The 17,002-nt window shown below is 49.8% G+C and carries 14 protein-coding genes and 1 tRNA gene; 8 read left to right on the forward strand and 7 right to left on the reverse strand.

Going from position 1 to position 17,002, the window contains the following annotated elements:
* Nucleotides 1-317 precede the first annotated feature (317 nt).
* Nucleotides 318-1,556: an alanine transaminase gene (gene alaC / locus HV314_RS08155; RefSeq protein WP_016153894.1), complete on the forward strand. Its 1,239-nt coding sequence runs from the start codon at nucleotides 318-320 to the stop codon at nucleotides 1,554-1,556.
* Nucleotides 1,557-1,621: 65 nt separating this feature from the next.
* On the opposite strand, the gene ypdK is transcribed toward alaC, so the two are convergent.
* Nucleotides 1,622-1,693: a membrane protein YpdK gene (gene ypdK / locus HV314_RS08160; RefSeq protein WP_010723117.1), complete on the reverse strand. Its 72-nt coding sequence runs from the start codon at nucleotides 1,691-1,693 to the stop codon at nucleotides 1,622-1,624.
* A 343-nt stretch (nucleotides 1,694-2,036) separates the two neighbouring features.
* Here ypdK and HV314_RS08165 point away from each other — a divergent pair, with 343 nt between their 5' ends.
* Nucleotides 2,037-2,651, forward strand: a complete 615-nt coding sequence (locus HV314_RS08165; protein ID WP_104651192.1) for a lysozyme inhibitor LprI family protein — start codon at nucleotides 2,037-2,039, stop codon at nucleotides 2,649-2,651.
* A gap of 41 nt (nucleotides 2,652-2,692) precedes the next feature.
* On the opposite strand, the gene lpxP is transcribed toward HV314_RS08165, so the two are convergent.
* A complete protein-coding gene (gene lpxP / locus HV314_RS08170; protein ID WP_019077327.1) occupies nucleotides 2,693-3,613 on the reverse strand; it encodes a kdo(2)-lipid IV(A) palmitoleoyltransferase in 921 nt (306 codons plus the stop codon).
* A gap of 442 nt (nucleotides 3,614-4,055) precedes the next feature.
* Here lpxP and HV314_RS08175 point away from each other — a divergent pair, with 442 nt between their 5' ends.
* Nucleotides 4,056-4,298 carry a DUF2545 family protein gene (locus HV314_RS08175; protein WP_016153891.1) on the forward strand — a complete coding sequence of 81 codons (243 nt, stop codon included), beginning with the start codon at nucleotides 4,056-4,058 and terminating at the stop codon, nucleotides 4,296-4,298.
* 83 nt (nucleotides 4,299-4,381) lie between these two features.
* Here HV314_RS08175 and pgtP read toward each other — a convergent pair whose 3' ends face one another.
* Nucleotides 4,382-5,773: a phosphoglycerate transporter PgtP gene (gene pgtP / locus HV314_RS08180; protein WP_016153890.1), complete on the reverse strand. Its 1,392-nt coding sequence runs from the start codon at nucleotides 5,771-5,773 to the stop codon at nucleotides 4,382-4,384.
* A 421-nt stretch (nucleotides 5,774-6,194) separates the two neighbouring features.
* Here pgtP and pgtC point away from each other — a divergent pair, with 421 nt between their 5' ends.
* The 3 genes from pgtC to pgtA are packed head-to-tail and all read left to right on the forward strand — an operon-like array spanning nucleotide 6,195 to nucleotide 10,631.
* Entirely contained in the window at nucleotides 6,195-7,388 is a 1,194-nt protein-coding gene (pgtC, locus tag HV314_RS08185) for a phosphoglycerate transport regulator PgtC (protein ID WP_423064588.1), read from the forward strand.
* An 11-nt stretch (nucleotides 7,389-7,399) separates the two neighbouring features.
* A complete protein-coding gene (pgtB, locus tag HV314_RS08190) occupies nucleotides 7,400-9,394 on the forward strand; it encodes a two-component system sensor histidine kinase PgtB (RefSeq protein ID WP_181548096.1) in 1,995 nt (664 codons plus the stop codon).
* Nucleotides 9,384-10,631, forward strand: coding sequence for a two-component system response regulator PgtA (pgtA, locus tag HV314_RS08195; protein ID WP_181547819.1), 1,248 nt, complete (start codon nucleotides 9,384-9,386; stop codon nucleotides 10,629-10,631). The genes pgtB and pgtA overlap by 11 nt, the downstream gene beginning before the upstream one ends.
* Before the next feature lie 104 nt (nucleotides 10,632-10,735).
* Here pgtA and HV314_RS08200 read toward each other — a convergent pair whose 3' ends face one another.
* Nucleotides 10,736-11,275: a DUF2058 domain-containing protein gene (locus HV314_RS08200; protein ID WP_016157066.1), complete on the reverse strand. Its 540-nt coding sequence runs from the start codon at nucleotides 11,273-11,275 to the stop codon at nucleotides 10,736-10,738.
* A gap of 374 nt (nucleotides 11,276-11,649) precedes the next feature.
* Between HV314_RS08200 and HV314_RS08205 the strand changes: the two genes are divergently transcribed.
* The gene (locus HV314_RS08205; protein ID WP_016153885.1) at nucleotides 11,650-13,548 is read left to right on the forward strand and encodes a methyl-accepting chemotaxis protein; all 1,899 of its coding nucleotides are present in this window, start codon (nucleotides 11,650-11,652) and stop codon (nucleotides 13,546-13,548) included.
* 66 nt (nucleotides 13,549-13,614) lie between these two features.
* Here HV314_RS08205 and HV314_RS08210 read toward each other — a convergent pair whose 3' ends face one another.
* On the reverse strand, nucleotides 13,615-14,646 hold the full coding sequence (locus HV314_RS08210) for an isoaspartyl peptidase/L-asparaginase family protein (protein ID WP_019077319.1): 1,032 nt from the start codon (nucleotides 14,644-14,646) through the stop codon (nucleotides 13,615-13,617).
* Nucleotides 14,647-14,963: 317 nt separating this feature from the next.
* On the opposite strand from HV314_RS08210, the gene HV314_RS08215 reads away from it, so the two are divergent.
* Nucleotides 14,964-15,590 (forward strand): DNA-binding protein, encoded by a 627-nt coding sequence (locus HV314_RS08215; protein WP_181547821.1) that lies wholly within the window; start codon nucleotides 14,964-14,966, stop codon nucleotides 15,588-15,590.
* Nucleotides 15,591-15,643: 53 nt separating this feature from the next.
* Here HV314_RS08215 and HV314_RS08220 read toward each other — a convergent pair.
* Together HV314_RS08220 and HV314_RS08225 are read right to left on the reverse strand one after the other, a co-directional pair.
* Nucleotides 15,644-15,715: transfer RNA gene (locus HV314_RS08220), tRNA-Arg, on the reverse strand.
* A gap of 75 nt (nucleotides 15,716-15,790) precedes the next feature.
* On the reverse strand, nucleotides 15,791-16,732 hold the full coding sequence (locus HV314_RS08225) for a formate/nitrite transporter family protein (protein WP_181547823.1): 942 nt from the start codon (nucleotides 16,730-16,732) through the stop codon (nucleotides 15,791-15,793).
* Nucleotides 16,733-17,002: the final 270 nt, after the last annotated feature.

A 17,002-nucleotide genomic window follows, 5' to 3' on the forward strand; every position in this document is an offset into this window, starting at 1 on the left:
GCCTGTGGCTAATGGGGAAAAACCTTAATATTAAAAGGGGATTGTTGCATGATTGTTGTATTTACAATGCCTGTCCTGTCAACGGAGCGCGAAAAGTAATATGTTTAATAATAAAATGTTAAATGGTGGTAATTTTAAGCGGAGTGTGAAAAATTTTATTTCCTCATTTTTTCTGGCGCTTCCTCTTTTATCTCAATAAAAAATATTTTGTTTTGCCTCTCGACAGAAGGAAATTATTCAGGCTATTTTCTAAACGTGCCACCATTGTGGCAGCGTCGCTCGGACGGTCCGGGCGCTAACGTTAATCTGAGGATATTATGGCTGACTCCCGCCCTGAACGTCGCTTTACGCGTATTGATCGCCTTCCCCCTTACGTTTTTAACATCACTGCTGAACTGAAGATGGCTGCGCGTCGGCGCGGCGAAGATATTATCGATTTCAGCATGGGGAACCCGGATGGGGCCACGCCTCCTCACATCGTCGAAAAACTCTGTACCGTGGCGCAGCGCCCGGATACGCACGGTTACTCCACCTCGCGCGGCATTCCGCGTCTGCGTCGGGCGATTTCCCGTTGGTACCAGGAACGCTATGACGTTGAGATCGATCCGGAATCCGAAGCGATTGTGACGATTGGCTCGAAAGAAGGATTGGCGCACCTGATGCTGGCCACGCTGGATCACGGCGATACGGTCCTCGTACCGAACCCGAGTTATCCGATCCATATTTATGGCGCGGTGATTGCCGGCGCGCAGGTACGCTCAGTGCCGCTGGTCGAAGGCGTCGATTTCTTTAATGAGCTGGAGCGCGCGATTCGCGAAAGCTACCCGAAACCGAAGATGATGATCTTAGGTTTTCCTTCCAACCCGACTGCGCAGTGCGTCGAGCTGGAGTTCTTCGAAAAAGTTGTGGCCCTGGCTAAACGCTATGACGTGCTGGTGGTTCATGACCTGGCCTATGCCGATATCGTCTACGATGGCTGGAAAGCGCCGTCGATTATGGAGGTACCGGGCGCTCGTGATGTCGCGGTGGAGTTTTTCACCCTATCGAAAAGCTACAACATGGCGGGCTGGCGTATCGGTTTTATGGTAGGTAACAAAACGCTGGTGAACGCGCTGGCTCGAATTAAGAGCTATCACGATTATGGAACATTTACTCCGTTGCAGGTTGCAGCAATCGCCGCGCTGGAAGGCGATCAGCAGTGCGTGCGGGATATTGCTGAGCAATATAAACGTCGTCGAGATGTGCTGGTTAAGGGGCTGCATGAAGCCGGGTGGATGGTCGAGATGCCCAAGGCCTCGATGTACGTTTGGGCGAAAATCCCAGAGCAATACGCCGCGATGGGATCACTTGAATTTGCCAAGAAACTGCTGAACGAGGCGAAGGTATGCGTTTCGCCGGGGATTGGTTTTGGTGATTATGGTGATACGCACGTGCGCTTTGCGTTAATTGAAAACCGCGACCGTACCCGCCAGGCGATCCGTGGCATCAAAGCAATGTTCCGCGCCGATGGCTTACTGCCTGCCAGTGCAAAATCGGCCACTGAAAGTACCGACTAACAACACGTTTCCCCAAAAGCAAACAGGAGCCATCAGGCTCCTGTTTTTTTGCTGCGTCTTTTAATTTAGATCATCAGGGCGAAAGTACCGGCCCAAACGATGACCATAAAAGAAATGCCCATAAAGAAATATTTCACTTTTCATCTCTCCGCGTACCTGAGGTACGTCTAAATGAACATATGCTAACCTGACAGAGAGCTGATGCACGCGTAAACGAAATGGAGAATTCCCTTCGTTTGCTTGTCTGCATCACCTCAGAATTCTGAGCTTTTATGCTCCAGACGGCGCTAATGTACGCCTAAAAATGAGGTGAAACAAGAGGCATTTTTTTATTTAATTTTAATAACTTACAAGTGTCGTGATTCGGCGACAGTTTAATTTCTGTCGGTAATAAATTGCTATTGAGCGACGAAATGTTTACTCGGAGAATTCTCATATCTCCATGATGTTAATGCGGTTAATTTTTCGCGGAATGAGATTATGAAAAGGTTAAAAATGACCAGATTAATGATGTTAGCACTCGTTCTTACGCCAGTGACGTCGATGGCGGCCTCGCCAATGGCATTCAATTTCAGCTGCGCAAGTATTGGTGGTGTGAATAGTGATGGTAAAGGCAATATCTGGATTGATGGCACTAAGGCGACGGTAAAGGCCTTCAATGAAAATTACTGGGAAGCAAAAAGCGGTAACAATACCGTGTCTATCTCCCGTAAAGATGACGGGAATCCGGACGTTTCCTGGACCGGGCCTAATCGTAAGCACGGGATTTGCCTGCCTGAAGACAATATCGACTTTTCAGGGGCAAAGAAATCGACCAGCAACGGGCCTTCTTTTTCCTGTTCTGCGGTAGCAAAGGGCAGTATCGAAGAGGTTATCTGTCAAAGTCCTTCGCTCTCAGCCATGGATTTGGCATTGAACGGGGCCTACAAGCAGGCGCTGGTAAAATCGAGTAATAACCCGACGCTCAAAGCAGAGCAACGCGGCTGGGTGAAAGGGCGTAACGAATGCTGGAAAGATCAGGATAAGCCAGCGTGTATAGCCCGTAACTACAATGAGCGAATGGCTGAATTACAGAACAAGTGGGGCGTGAAGTAATTCAGGCGCAGAAAAAAAGAAAGGCCTTTCGGCCTTTCTTTTTAGATGTACAACGAGGCTTCACCCATCGGGCGAGTTTTGAAGCGACGGTGGATCCAGAGATACTGCTCGGGCGCGCGCATGATCTCTTTTTCGATAATTTTGTTCATATACGCCGCTGCCTGGCTTTCATCTGTTGGATAACCTTCCATTTCTGGCGTGATGAACAGGCGGTAACCGGAGTTATCTGCTTTTCTCACCATGGTTACGGTCAGCATCGCTGCGCCCGATAACCGTGACAGCACGTAAGTACCGTTGGTGGTCGCGACGTTTTTGACTGCAAAGAAGGGGGCGAATGAACTCCCTTTACGACCGTAGTCCTGATCAGGGGCAAACCATACCGCTTCCCCTTTTTTCAGGGCGCCGACAATACCGCGCAGATTATTTCTGCCGATCATGGCCTTGTTGGAGCGCATACGACCGCGGGTTTGGATCCACTCCATCAACTTATTGTTGTGCGGGCGATAGGTTGCCATCATCGGTTGGCAAAGTCCCATTACGCGACCACCCAATTCGAGTGACATAAAGTGTACGCCTACCACCATCACGCCACGGTTTTGCATCTGTGCGCGTTGCAGGTTGTCCAGCCCTTCTACATCAAACCATTTGCGTACCCGGCGATCCGGCCAGAACCAGGCCATACCCGTTTCAAGCAGCGCCATGCCGAGTGAACGGAAGTTCTCATCGACCAGTTTGTCTCTTTCTTCTTGCGACAGATTTGGGAAACAGAGTTCGAGATTTTTATGAGCAATAGATTCACGGCGCTTTAAAAATGGACGAGCCAGCGTTCCTGTACGGGTACCAAGAAAACACAATACGGGATAGGGAAGCTGTACCAGTAACCAGAGCACACCGACGCCAAACCATGTGAGCCAGTAGCGCGGATGCAAAAACGCGCGTGAAAATTTACATTGGGGGAACATAAGCACCTGTTGTTGATACGAAATAGGTGTATCGCGAAGATTCTTTAGTCTGCCGCTTTACAGTCTGTACTGATCGTTAGGCCGCCATGAACGACATTGGTTCCTGTAAAGAGTGTAAAACTGAGTCAGGACAAAACCAGGAAGGGGCATGAATGATCGGACGCTCAATGTACACCCGAATATTAATGTCAGCCAGAAATAATTACTCAAGATGCGTAAATGTTTTTACGGCGATTAAGGTCAAAAATGAGTCGATATATAATGCGTTGTTTTTATGACGATTAAATAAACGGCAGTCGAATAAATTATTAGTCAGCGATTGAGTGATTATTGTAACGAAAATGTTGCTTAAATTGCGAACTATTGGGAATTGTCTTAGAATATAAACTCAAGGGAGTGTAAGGACTTACGTAAATTTTTACGGCAAACAGGAGGTATCGCTATGTTCTATTTTTGGATCTTTCTCGCGTTGAGCATTCTGAGCGTCAGTTGCTATATCTGGCAGGTTATGGGGGCTGCGGCGTCAATAAGTGCTTTTATCGGCATGGCCATACTCACGGCATTAATTTACGTTTTTACTATGCAGTTGACCAATGGTAACGAGATGGTTACCGGATTATTCCTTTTTCTTGCCCCAGCATGCGGTTTGATCATCCGCTTTATGGTGGGTTACGGTAAGCAATAAATTATCACGTTGAGCTATTTATTCTTTATCTGAATGTATTGAGGTGCCAGCATCGCTGGCACTTTTTGCGAGACTGAAATCGGCTACCGGGCATCAGCCAACTGGAGTGACGCTTCCTCTTGCTGAGCGTTTTTCCGTTGTTGTTCGAGCTCCAGCGCGCCGCGATGGGAGAGGTAGCAGAACAGGATGCAGCATACAATCCCGCCCATCAACAGATAGAAGCCGCCATGCCATCCCATTTTATCGACCATCACGCCAAACAGGCTGGTTCCCAGCGATGCGCCAAAAATGTAGCTCATGAATCCGCGTAACCCTACCGCAGAACCTACTGCGAAGCTGGGGACGATTTCCATGGTCTGAACGGAGGCCAGGAACTGCGGAACATAAATCAGGCAACCCACGATGGCGGCAAAAATAGTGACCATCAGCAGCGATTCACTTTTCCAGTAACCGATCAGGCAGACGAAAATCAGCGCCATACAGATCATGGCCAGCGGCATGCGACGGCCTTTAAACAGTTTATCGGTGAGCCAACCCGCCAGTAATGTGGAAGGAATTGCCGCCCATTCGAAAAACAGAAAAGCTATGCTCATTTGCTCTTTCGAGAAATGTTTTTCGGTTAATAAATAAATTGGCAGCCAGCTAATCATACCAAAACGCACCATATAGACAAAAACGTCTACCAGTGAAACATACCAGGCATTCTTATTACGCAATACATAGGTGCAGAAGATCTGGAAGGCACTCATATTTTCTGGCGCCTGGACAGCGTGTCGGGAATTTAATACGACTTTTTCTTCCGGCATCATTTGTTCCAGAGCCGGTAAGCCCTCCTGGCGTGGTGAACCTTTCCCCAGCATCAGCACAATAAAAGCAAACAGTACGGCAACACAGGCCGGAACAATATAGCTGGCACTTTGCCAGTGTTCGCTCCCCAAAATGGCAAATGCGGCGCCAACAATCGGGGCGACAATACCACCGCCAACGTTGTGTGAGATATTCCAGAATGCGCCAACGCGTCCACGTTCTTTACGTGGAAACCAGTTAGCGATGGTAATAAATGAAGGGCCAACGCCCATCCCCTGAAACAAACCGTTGAAAACGACCAGCGCGGCAAATATCCAGAATCCGGTACTGAACCCCAGGCCTACGTTGACGATAGCGCACAGGATCAGGCCGCATGCCATGAAGACTTTCGGGCTGGCCTTGTCTGCCAGACTGCTCATAATGCCTTTACTGATCCCATAGGCAATAAGCATGCAGCTGCTGAGTAAACCAATCTGCGTAGCGCTGAGATCCAGATGCTCCTTCAGGTATGGAGTCGAAAGCGTGAAGTTATTGCGCACAATATAGTACGCAAGATAGCCAAGAAATACGCTGAGTAATGCCTGAATGCGGTATCGGCCATAAGTTGCCTGGACTTTCTCCGCCGGGACTTTATTCGCCGCTGGTCCTGCCTTAAATATTGATAACATATCATCACCTAATTTTTTATTGATGTGAATATCAGGATTTTTCGCAGTGAAGAGTGAAATAGACGGCAAAGAAACTCAAGTTAATGAAATGTGTCACTATTGACTCAATTTGCGGGCGGCGTGGCAGATTTTGACTCTTTTTTAATAATGGATTTTCAATTCTATTCTTTCACGGGCATTTTTATCATCGGCGTGTGCGGGTATTAACAAATTCAGGCTGCATTTTCGGGTATTCTTTACTGATGTCGTCACTTTCTGTTTGGTTATTCTACGAATAACCTTATTCTTCCCCCCAGCGGTGATAAACGGGTAAGTTTTGTCTCAATATTATTTTTTGTACATGTTGGTATTTATGAACGGGATCACAAACAGACAGTTGGGCCGGGGGCGTTTTTGGGCATTCTTGCTCTGTTTTATGTCGCTGTCGGCGAGCTGCCAGGTCCTGGGTAAAGAGCTGGTGATGGCGACCACCTTTTCCCCAGGGGCCACGGCCTGGATTATCCAGCGCTGGCAGACGGAGCCAGGGTCAGTGATGATTCGCACGTTAAACCGGACCAGCGGTTCGCTGGAACAGTTGCTGGATACTGCGAATGCAGAAAACGTCGATCTGATTTTGACCTCATCACCCATGCTGTTGCAGCATCTTCAGGAGCACCAGAAGCTGGCACCTTTCGATAATGCGCTGCCTGAAAGCCAGCGGCTGGTGCCAGACTCGATTCGCTCGACCTCCGTGGCTGTGGCGATATCAGGGTTTGGCCTGTTGATTAATCGTTCTGCGCTGGCGGCGCGGCATCTTCCGCCGCCTGCCGACTGGGGGGATTTAACGCAGCCTAAATATCAGAACGCGCTGTTGATGAGTAGCCCGTCGCGTTCCGATACCAACCACCTGATGGTTGAGTCGCTGCTGCAACAGAAAGGGTGGGAAGAGGGCTGGGCGACGCTGTTGGCCAGCGCCGGTAATCTGGTAACGATTTCATCACGCAGTTTTGGCGTGGCCGACAAAATTAAGAGCGGTCTGGGCGTGGCGGGGCCGGTTATTGATAACTATGCCAACCTGTTGCTTAACGATCCGCACCTTACTTTTACCTATTTCCCTCGCTCGGCGGTGTCACCCACCTATGTTGCCGTACTCAAGAATAGCCAGCACCCCAACGAAGCGCGTCGCTTTATCCGCTATCTGTTAAGCCCGGAAGGACAGCGGATCCTTGCGGATGCGAACACGGGGAAATATCCGGTCACGCAGCTCGCGCCTGATAACCCACGCGCCGCTCAGCAGGCTATTTTGATGAGCCAGCCCGCGCTTAATTATCGGCTGATCCTTAAGCGGCAACAGTTGGTGCAGCGGATGTTTGATACCGCCATCAGTTTTCGACTCGCGCAGCTGAAAGATGCCTGGCGGGCGCTATACAGTGCGGAAGCGCGCCTGAAACGCACGCTACCCGAAATCAGAGCATTACTGACCAGCGTCCCGATAGACGCCAGAAGTAGTGAAGATGAGGCCTGGCTTGCGCAATTTGAGAATAAAAGCGTAGCCGAACAGCAGATGATGGAGTGGCAGCTCTGGTTTCTTAAAAATCAGCGTCAGGCGATATCCAAACTGGAAGAGTTAAAATGAAAGGTGGTTCGATACTGCAACGCCTGCGCCAGCTCAGCATCAGCAGCAGCCTGCGGGGAGCGTTTCTGACGGGCGCATTACTGACGTTGAGCGTAAGCTGCGTCAGTTTGTACTCCTGGCATGAGCAGAGCTCGCAGATACGCTATTCACTTGATGATTACTTCCCGCGCGTATATTCCGCTTTTTTGATAGAAGGAAATCTCAACCTGGTTGTGGATCAGCTTAATGAATTCCTGTTGGCCCCCAACACCACGGTGAGGCTGCAACTGCGCAATCAAATTATTTCTCATCTGGACAAAATTGAGGTGCTGAGCCGGGGATTACAATCGGCAGAACAACAGCAGTTGGCGGTGATTTTGCAAGACAGTCGGGCGCTGATGGCGGAGCTGGACCGGGTGCTCTACAACATGTTCCTCGTGCGCGAAAAGGTGAGTGAACTCTCCGCGCGCATCGACTGGCTACATGATGATTTTACTACCGAGCTGAATTCGCTGGTGCAGGATTTTACCTGGCAGCAGGGGACGTTGCTGGATCAAATTGAGGCCAAAAACGGCGATGCAGCGCAGTATCTCAAACGTGCCAGAGAGGTACAAAACGAGCAGCAGCAGGTTTACACCCTGGCAAGAATTGAAAATCAGATCGTGGATGATTTACGCGACAGGCTCAATGAACTGAAGTCGGGTAGCGACGACGGAATGCTGGTGGAGAATCATATCCGCTATCTGGAGAACCTGAAGAAAACGGCGGATGAAAATATCCGTACCCTCGATGACTGGCCCAGTACTATCACCCTGCGGCAAACCATTGATGAGTTACTGGAAATCGGGATGATGAAAAATAAAATGCCCGATACCATGCGCGATTATGTCGCCGCGCAAAAAGCGCTCGTTGATGCTAACCATGCCAGAGAGGCAACGCTCGGGCGCTTTCGAACACTGCTTGAGGCGCAGTTGGGGAGTAGCCATCAGCAAATGCAGATGTTTAACCAGCGGCTGGAACAAATTGTTCGTGTCAGCGGTGGACTTATACTGCTGGCGACGCTGCTGGCGCTACTTCTCGCCTGGGGGCTCAACCATTACTTTATTCGTTCGCGTCTGGTGAAGCGTTTTACCGCACTCAACCAGGCCGTGGTGCAAATTGGTCTTGGCAGAACGGATGCCACCATCCCGGTTTATGGGCGCGATGAGCTCGGGCGCATCGCAGGATTGCTGCGCCATACTCTGGGCCAGTTGAGTGCGCAAAAAAATCAGCTGGAGCAGGAAGTGACAGAGCGCAAGGAGATAGAGTCCGATCTCCGGGCAACGCAGGATGAACTGATCCAGACGGCAAAACTGGCAGTGGTGGGACAGACCATGACCACGCTGGCGCACGAGATTAACCAACCGCTGAATGCGCTGTCGATGTACCTGTTTACGGCGGGAAGGGCAATTGAACAAGGACAATCCGCTCAGGCCAGAAGTACGTTAACCAAAGCGGAGGGGCTGATTACCCGTATTGATGCCATTATCCGTTCGCTGCGTCAGTTTGCACGTCGGGCCGAGCCGGGGGCGCCTTTGCATCCGGTCGATCTGCGACAAACATTCAGCGCCGCCTGGGAACTGTTGGCTATGCGGCATAAGCCACAGCAGGGTACGCTGACGCTTCCAGCTCAGAGTGTATGGGTGACAGGTGATGAAGTGCGTATTCAGCAGGTGCTGGTAAACGTACTGGCAAATGCGCTGGATGCCAGTCCGACTGGCGCGCAAATAGAGGTTCACTGGCAGGCTGAGGGCAGCCGATTGTGCGTCTTTGTCTGCGATAACGGCCCCGGCTGGCCTGAGGCGTTATTGCCATCACTGTTAAAGCCGTTTACCACCAGTAAGGATGTGGGGCTCGGTATTGGCTTATCGATTTGTGTATCGTTAATGGGGCAAATGAACGGCGAACTGCGCCTGGCGTCGACACCGGGGCGTCATGCCTGCGTCGTTCTGCAATTTAATCTGACGGATGTAAACGATGTTGTGTGATGACTATTCTGTTCTGCTGATTGATGATGATGCCGATGTTCTCGACGCTTACACTCTGTTGCTTGAACAAGAGGGGTACCGCGTCTACGCATGCAATAACCCTTTTGATGCCCGAAACTGGCTGCAGGCCGACTGGCTGGGGATTGTTCTGAGCGACGTGTGTATGCCTGGCTGCAATGGAATAGACCTGATGACGTTGTTTCATCAGGATGATAATCAGTTGCCTATTCTGCTTATCACCGGGCATGGCGATGTCCCGATGGCGGTGGAGGCAGTAAAGAAAGGCGCATGGGACTTTCTGCAAAAACCGGTCGACCCCGGCAAACTGCTGTCGCTGGTAGAGGATGCGCTGCGTCAGAGACAATCCGTGATTGCCCGTCGCCATTATTGCCAGCAAAAGCTTCAGGTTGAACTGCTCGGCTACAGCGACTGGGTCAATCAGTATCGTCAACGTCTGCAACACCTGGCGGAAACGGATATTGCCGTCTGGTTTTATGGCGAGCCCGGGACAGGACGTATGACCGGAGCCCGGTATTTGCATCAGCTTGGGCGCAGCGCTGATGGGCCGTTTATCCGCGGTGAACTGACGCCCGGGAACGCGGGACTACTCAATGACCTTATTGCACAGGCGCAAGGAGGAACGCTGGTCCTGAGCCATATTGAGTGCCTGACACGTGAACAGCAGCACCATCTGGTGCATCTGCAAAGCCAGGAGCGGCGTCCGTTTCGTCTGATAGGCATTGGTGACACATCGTTAGTGGAACTGGCGGCAACCAACCAGATTGTGGCCGAACTCTACTACTGTTTTGCGATGACGCAAATCGGTTGCCAGCCGTTGTCACAGCGTCCGGATGATATTGAGCCGCTGTTTCGTCATTACCTGCAGAAAGCCTGTCTGCGCCTGAACCATCCCGTGCCCGAGGTTGAAGGGGAGTTACTGAAAGGCATGCGGCGTCGCGTGTGGTTAAGTAATGTCCGGGAACTGGCGAATGCCGCCGAGCTTTTTGCCGTTGGGCTACTCCCGCTGGCTGAAACCGCGAATCCGCAGCTGCATCTGCCTGAACCAACACCGCTCGATCGGCGGGTTGAAGAGTACGAGCGACAGATCATTACTGAAGCGCTAAATATTCATCAGGGGCGCATTAACGAAGTGGCGGAGTATTTACAAATCCCGCGTAAAAAATTGTATTTACGCATGAGAAAATACGGGCTGAGCAAAGAACACTATAAGTTTTAGTCGACAGAATTGGGGGCGAAGGGACGTCGAGAGTATTTCGGTGGCGGCGTTGGCGCTCACCGAAATAGGCAACGGAAGTACGGGTGATTATCTGGTTGTTTTTCTTACCACATCAAATCATCAGGGATGACAAAATCAGCATACGGATCGTCTTCGTCCTTCGCTTCCTGGCTCAGCTCGCAATTTAAAACAATATAACTTGCATCGCGCTGCGCAATCTTGTCGGCGACGACCGCCGGGATAATGGCGTATTCGCTATCGTTGCCGCTTTCAGCCGTCAGTCGGGCAATGGCCAGACGGCCCTTGATCAGCTGAGACTGAGTCACCTTATCAACATAGACTTTTTTGATCAGGTTATTATCAGTAAAGTTGTAACCAATATCGCCACGGGTAATGGTGATTTTATTCATTTCAATCAGTTGCTTGATCTGGGCTTTATATTCTTTAGACAGCGCGGCCTGTTTCTGCTGTTCGCTGAGCTGCTTGTCGCGCTCAATTTGCGCTTTTTTATTCTCTTCAACCGCTTCTCTGGCTTCGCGAGCCTGAACGCGCGATTTCTTCGCCGTTCTTTGCACTTTGGCCACTTTTTTGCTGCTGACCAGACCTGCCTTAAGCATCTGTTCTTGTAGGGTAAGTTTTGTCATCGTCGCTTCTAATCCAATAAAATCGTTGTCAGGATTATAACCTTAACGTTCGGCGGGATGCCAGAAAATGGCCGTGCCACGACGGTTATCTCCAGTAGGTGTCACTGTTCTGTGTCTTACTCCCTTTCCGAATCGTGTTGATAGTTAACCCGTTTTTTAATAAGAAATAATATGCTGAATGATTTAACTAACTTGAGAATAGATATCATAAATATAAATATTCCAGTCATTTATCCTGATTGTCATAATCAAATAGAGTTATTTTGGCAGATATTTAATCTAAAAAACAATCAGTTGTCTCTTGATCAAATTTAAAGTGCAGCCTCATTGCGCCGATAACCATAATGAAAATATGGACAATGGAGGAAAGTGGCATGTGGTGGGTTTATCGAATGCCGATGAAAATGAAGTTAATAATCGCGCTACAACCACTATTATTGGCGTTATGTTGGTTTGCTGGTTCAGGAATATTGACGCGCATTGAGACAGAACGGCAGATGGAAAATATTGCTCAACTGACAGCGCTCGCGCGTAGTGCCGGAAATGTGGTGCATGAGCTGCAAAAAGAACGGGGAATGAGCGTCGGATTTCTGGGGGCAGAAGGGAAGACGTTCAAAGATGAGTTAACCGCGCAGCGGGCTTTAACCGATCGCGAGATCGAGGTCTTTGTGCGTTCACTGTCCGATACTGCATTACCAGAAGGGGATGCCGCCAATTCTGTCACCACGTTTAAGAAAAACATTCTGTCGCTTGCCACCATCCGGGAAAACGTCACGCGATTGGGGCTTCCGGCCTCCGATGTCGTTAAGTTTTATACTAATGTCATTGCTGATGTGCTGAGTTTTGTGGGCAGGTTGGGACAGTTGACGGATTCAGGCGAGATGGCGAACGCATTCGCCGCCTACTACAACTTGCTGAATTTGAAAGAACAAGCAGGTATTGAACGCGCGCTGCTGTCAAATATCTTTTCCTCCGGTCATTTCGCCGAGGGGCAGTTACATCAACTCAGTGATGTCGTCAGTAAACAGAACGTCTGGCTGGCACAATCGTTGCGTCTGAGCCCACCGGAACAGGCGGCCATGCTGGAAAGCCGCTTACAGTCCACAGAAGCGTCAAAAGCCCTCTCATTACGCGAAACCGCGTTTAGTCATGCCGCGAACGGTGGATTTGATGTCGATCCTACTGTCTGGTTCAAGGTTCAAACCCAGCGTATTGAAGTGATGCGGCAGATAGAAGATGTGACGGCGAATCTTCTGTTAGCGAATGCGGAAAAACTCGCGCAGGATGCACGAAAAAACTGGCAAATATATATGATTGTCAGCTTGTTAGCGCTCCTGGCATCATTGGCGTTCGCAGGGGCAATCGCTATCAATATGCATCGTCAATTTAGTGACACGCTCCGCAAGATTGCGGGTATGAACGGCGATCTGACGCAACGACTGGCGACCCCAGGGAAAGATGAGCTTTCCTCACTTAATCGCGCCTATAACACGATGCTGGAAAGTATTCAGCATATCGTCCAGGAGATTAAACAAGGCTCCGTGGTTTTATCCGATGCCAGCAGCAGTATTACGGCGGGTAATCAGGACCTGGCCCAACGCACGGATGAACAGGCAGCATCAATAGTACAAGCGGTGGCCAGTATGGAACAGCTCTCCACGACGATTACGCAAACGGCGGACAATGCCCGCGAAGCGGAGCATCTGACAATCAGGCTGGAAAAAGAGGTCCGCCAGGCCAGTAACGTCGCCAGTGCGGCAAATCAGAGCATGGGGGATATTCGTTCTTCCAGTGAGAAAATCTCGAATATTGTGACCTCGATAGACGATATTTCGTTTCAGACTAACTTGCTGGCGTTGAATGCGGCAGTGGAAGCTGCACGGGCAGGAGAGATGGGCAGGGGGTTTGCGGTTGTCGCCAGTGAAGTGCGGAATCTTTCGCAGCGTTGTGCCAAAGAAGCTAATCAGATCCGCGAGCTGGTCGCGCAGAATATGGTAAAAATTAGTGAGGGTGTTGAGCGGGTTACGGCGTCCGCTACCGCGCTAGAAGCCGCGGCGGACAATACCACCAGCATGAAGCAATATATTGCGGATATCGCTCGTGTAGCGACGGAACAATCGCAAGGGGTAACTCAGATTAACCTGGCACTGCGACCTATGGAGCAGGTCACGCAGCAAAACGCGGCGTTGGTTTCTCAGGCCGCAAGCGACAGCCAGCGCCTGGACAATCTGTCTGTCACTATGAAGGATCTGGTCAATCGTTTTGTTGTCTGACCTGACGCCGTTTAACCGACCCGGACAATATACCGGGTCGGTTCATCCCCTGGCGGGGAAATAGTATTAACGATAAATGGCTACAACGGGTTTTCCGTCATCGCCTATGGTTCCCCGGTACATACCTTCAGAGTTGAAGGACATGGTGTAATTACCGGCTTTATCAAGCACAATTACTCCACCGCTGCCATTCAGCGCCTTAACTTCATCCAGAGCATTCTGCGCTGCGTCTTTTAAAGGGGTATTGCGGTATTTCACCTGGGCTGCAATGTTATACGCGGTCAGCGTGCGGATAAACATTTCTCCTGAGCCGGTTGCGGATACCGCCACGGTTTCATTGTCGGCATAATTTCCTGCGCCAATGATAGGTGAATCCCCCACACGTCCGTAACGTTTGTTGGTCATTCCGCCTGTAGACGTTCCGGCAGCGAGATTACCGTCTTTATCCAGAGCAACAGCGCCGACAGTGCCATATTTATAGTCATACATCATTGGATCAGCGAACAGGGCAGCGCTCTTTCCATCGTGATCAAGGAGCACTTTTTCTTTTTTGATTGCATTCTGTAATTGCTGCCAGCGAAAATCTGTTTTGAAATAAGCAGGATCAACGGTTGCGAGTCCCTGTTCTTTTGCAAAGGTATCCGCGCCTGTCGAGACCATGAGAACGTGCGGGCTTTGAGTCATAACGGCATACGCCGCATTAATTGGGTTTTTAACCGTGGTTACACCGGCAACGGCACCGGCTTTTCGGGTTTTCCCATCCATAATGGACGCATCCAGTTCATTGCGGCCATCGTGGGTAAACACGGCACCTTTACCTGCATTGAAGAGAGGAGAATCTTCCATCACATTAATCGCTTTCTGAACGGCTTCCAGGCTGCTACCGCCTTTATTCAGAACCGCATAACCTGCATTCAGAGCTTCAGTGAGTTTTTCTGTATACTGCTTTTCCTGTTCTGGTGTGATGGTATCTTTTGTAATGGTACCGGCACCACCATGGATCACCAGCCTTATCGGCGATTGCGCGTCTCCCCATGCGGGAGCTGTCAGTAAGGTACAAAGGGTCAAAGTAGCGATACTGGTCTTGATTCTGATCATATGAATAAATTCCTTTTTTCTGAGTGATGAATCATTTCCGATAATGTTTCTCATTACCGGTATTAATCAGCCTGTTTATGGAGAACTTATTCCTGACAAACTGGCTAAAGATAAATCATGGCTATACTTCAATAATCATAATTTTGGTTAATTGATTTTAGTCAAAATATATTTTTAATGATTGATTTATCAAAAAATGAAGCGTTTCCGCAGAAGTTTCTATCATTCCACTGACCATACTCGCAGGCTTCCGGTTGCAGTCTGTCGCTGGTAAAGTGAGCAACCAATACCGAGATGTGGCCAGAAGGGAATTCCGAGTGACCGAACGTATTGATTATCAGACTGAAAAATACAGCTTTACTGAGGCGACTGAAAGTTCCCGTCTGGCTGGCCAGTGGGCTGATGTTATTGCTGAATGTCGGGAAATGAAGGCGGGTCCGGAAGAGCGTCTGCGTATTGCTTTATTGAATGTGGACTATGTGACCAGCTTTGAGCTGCCTTTCCGTTTGTTATTACTTCGTACCCCGCAACTGATTGCCAGCGTTCGTGAAGAGCTACAGCTTAGTCAGAAAAACGTAATCTTTAACGGCAAACGCTTTGGTTGTGTTTACAGCCTGAAAGAGAGTCTCGGCGGGATACCGGATGAATTTCAGTACCGCCTGTCGCATCGTATTCGACGCATTAATCGTGCAGGTTCAAGCGAAGCGCCATATCAGCAAATTGCTAAAACGGTAAAAGCACCGCGTGAGCGTCTGAAGCTGGCACTGGAATCAGGCCTTGATGTCACTGCTTTGGACGGGCTTTTCTGGTTTGGCAGCCAACGTATTGCTGCTGACGTACTGAGGCTGAGAAAATCAGGGATGCGGATAGCTACTGAGCAGACAATGGTGTCCGACAATCTTACTGCAACGGTGAGGAATGTGCCGTTTTATCGCCTGGTTTAGGGATGAACTGACAGGTAAATGAAAGGATTTAGCCGGATGCATTTAATTAAAAGTGTCCCCTGCAGGAATCGAACCTGCAACTAGCCCTTAGGAGGGGCTCGTTATATCCATTTAACTAAGGGGACGAAGCGGCACGAGTATAGCGTTTTTTACTCACAACGGTAAGCCTCAGGCCACCCAACTGCTCAAACCGTCACCATTCACGCCTGTTTTTTCTGGTTTTTCTGCTTTTGCTCATCCCGCCTGGCTTGCAACCTGGCTTCTTCTTTGCGTTTATTGCTCATATCATTGCGGATCTGCGCGTGGCTCATCAGCGCGAAGATAAACGTCCCGCCACAGATATTCCCGGCGAGCGTAGGGAGAGCAAAGGGCCAGAAGAAATCACTCCAGTGCAGCGTACCATTAAAGACCAGATAGAGAATTTCCACCGAACCGACGACGATGTGCGTGGTATCGCCCAGCGCAATCAGCCAGGTCATCAGAATAATAACCATAATCTTTGCCGCACCGGCGGCGGGAAACATCCATACCATTGTGGCAATTAACCAGCCAGAAATGATGGCGTTGGAAAACATCTCCGTTGGCGTGTTTTTCATCACATCCATGCCGATTTTGACAAAAGCATCGCGGGTTTCTTCATCAAAAATCGGCATATGCTCAAACGCCCATGCGGCAACCCCGGTGCCAATAATATTACCTAGCAGAACCACACTCCACAGGCGCATCAGCAGGCCAAAATTGCCGAGCGTAGGGTTTTGCATTACCGGCAGGACGGCGGTGACGGTATTTTCGGTAAACAGTTGCTGGCGGGCCATAATGACAATTATAAAGCCGAAGGTATAACCGAGGTTCTCCAGCAAAAATCCTCCAGGCACACCTTCCAGTTGCACATGAAAAATTCCTTTAGCCAGTAGCGAGGCGCCCATCGACAGTCCCGCAGCGATGGCTGACCACAGTAGCGCCATCGCGTCGCGCTCCATTTCTTTCTCCCCATCCTGGCGGATATGTTCATGGATCGCCATGGCGCGGGAGGGGAGTCTGTCCTCATCGACCTCAATCTTTTTACCCTCTAGCTTTTCGTCACTGTCGACCTGGAGTTCGTCGCTGTGCCGATCAATCTTTTCGTTCTCAATGTCATTCATAGCCGAATCCTGAATTAGCACGTATTGCTAAAGCGTAGCGGCTTTTGTCCGAAAATCAGCGGGAGAAAGTCTGAGATAGCAAAAATGGTAACGTTAGTTTTTATTGGGGTAGCTAGAATAGAGCCGCCGCGGAGTACGCATTACCAGGCTATGATCAAATCAGTAACACAGGGTATATAGACATCATTTGACGTGCTGTTACAATCGCTCACATCTAAACAGGCGGATACGTCATCGTTCCGTCATGGATGGCAATCAGCGATAGCCATA

This window comes from Citrobacter sp. RHBSTW-00887 (assembly GCF_013728095.1).
Lineage (GTDB): Bacteria > Pseudomonadota > Gammaproteobacteria > Enterobacterales > Enterobacteriaceae > Citrobacter > Citrobacter braakii.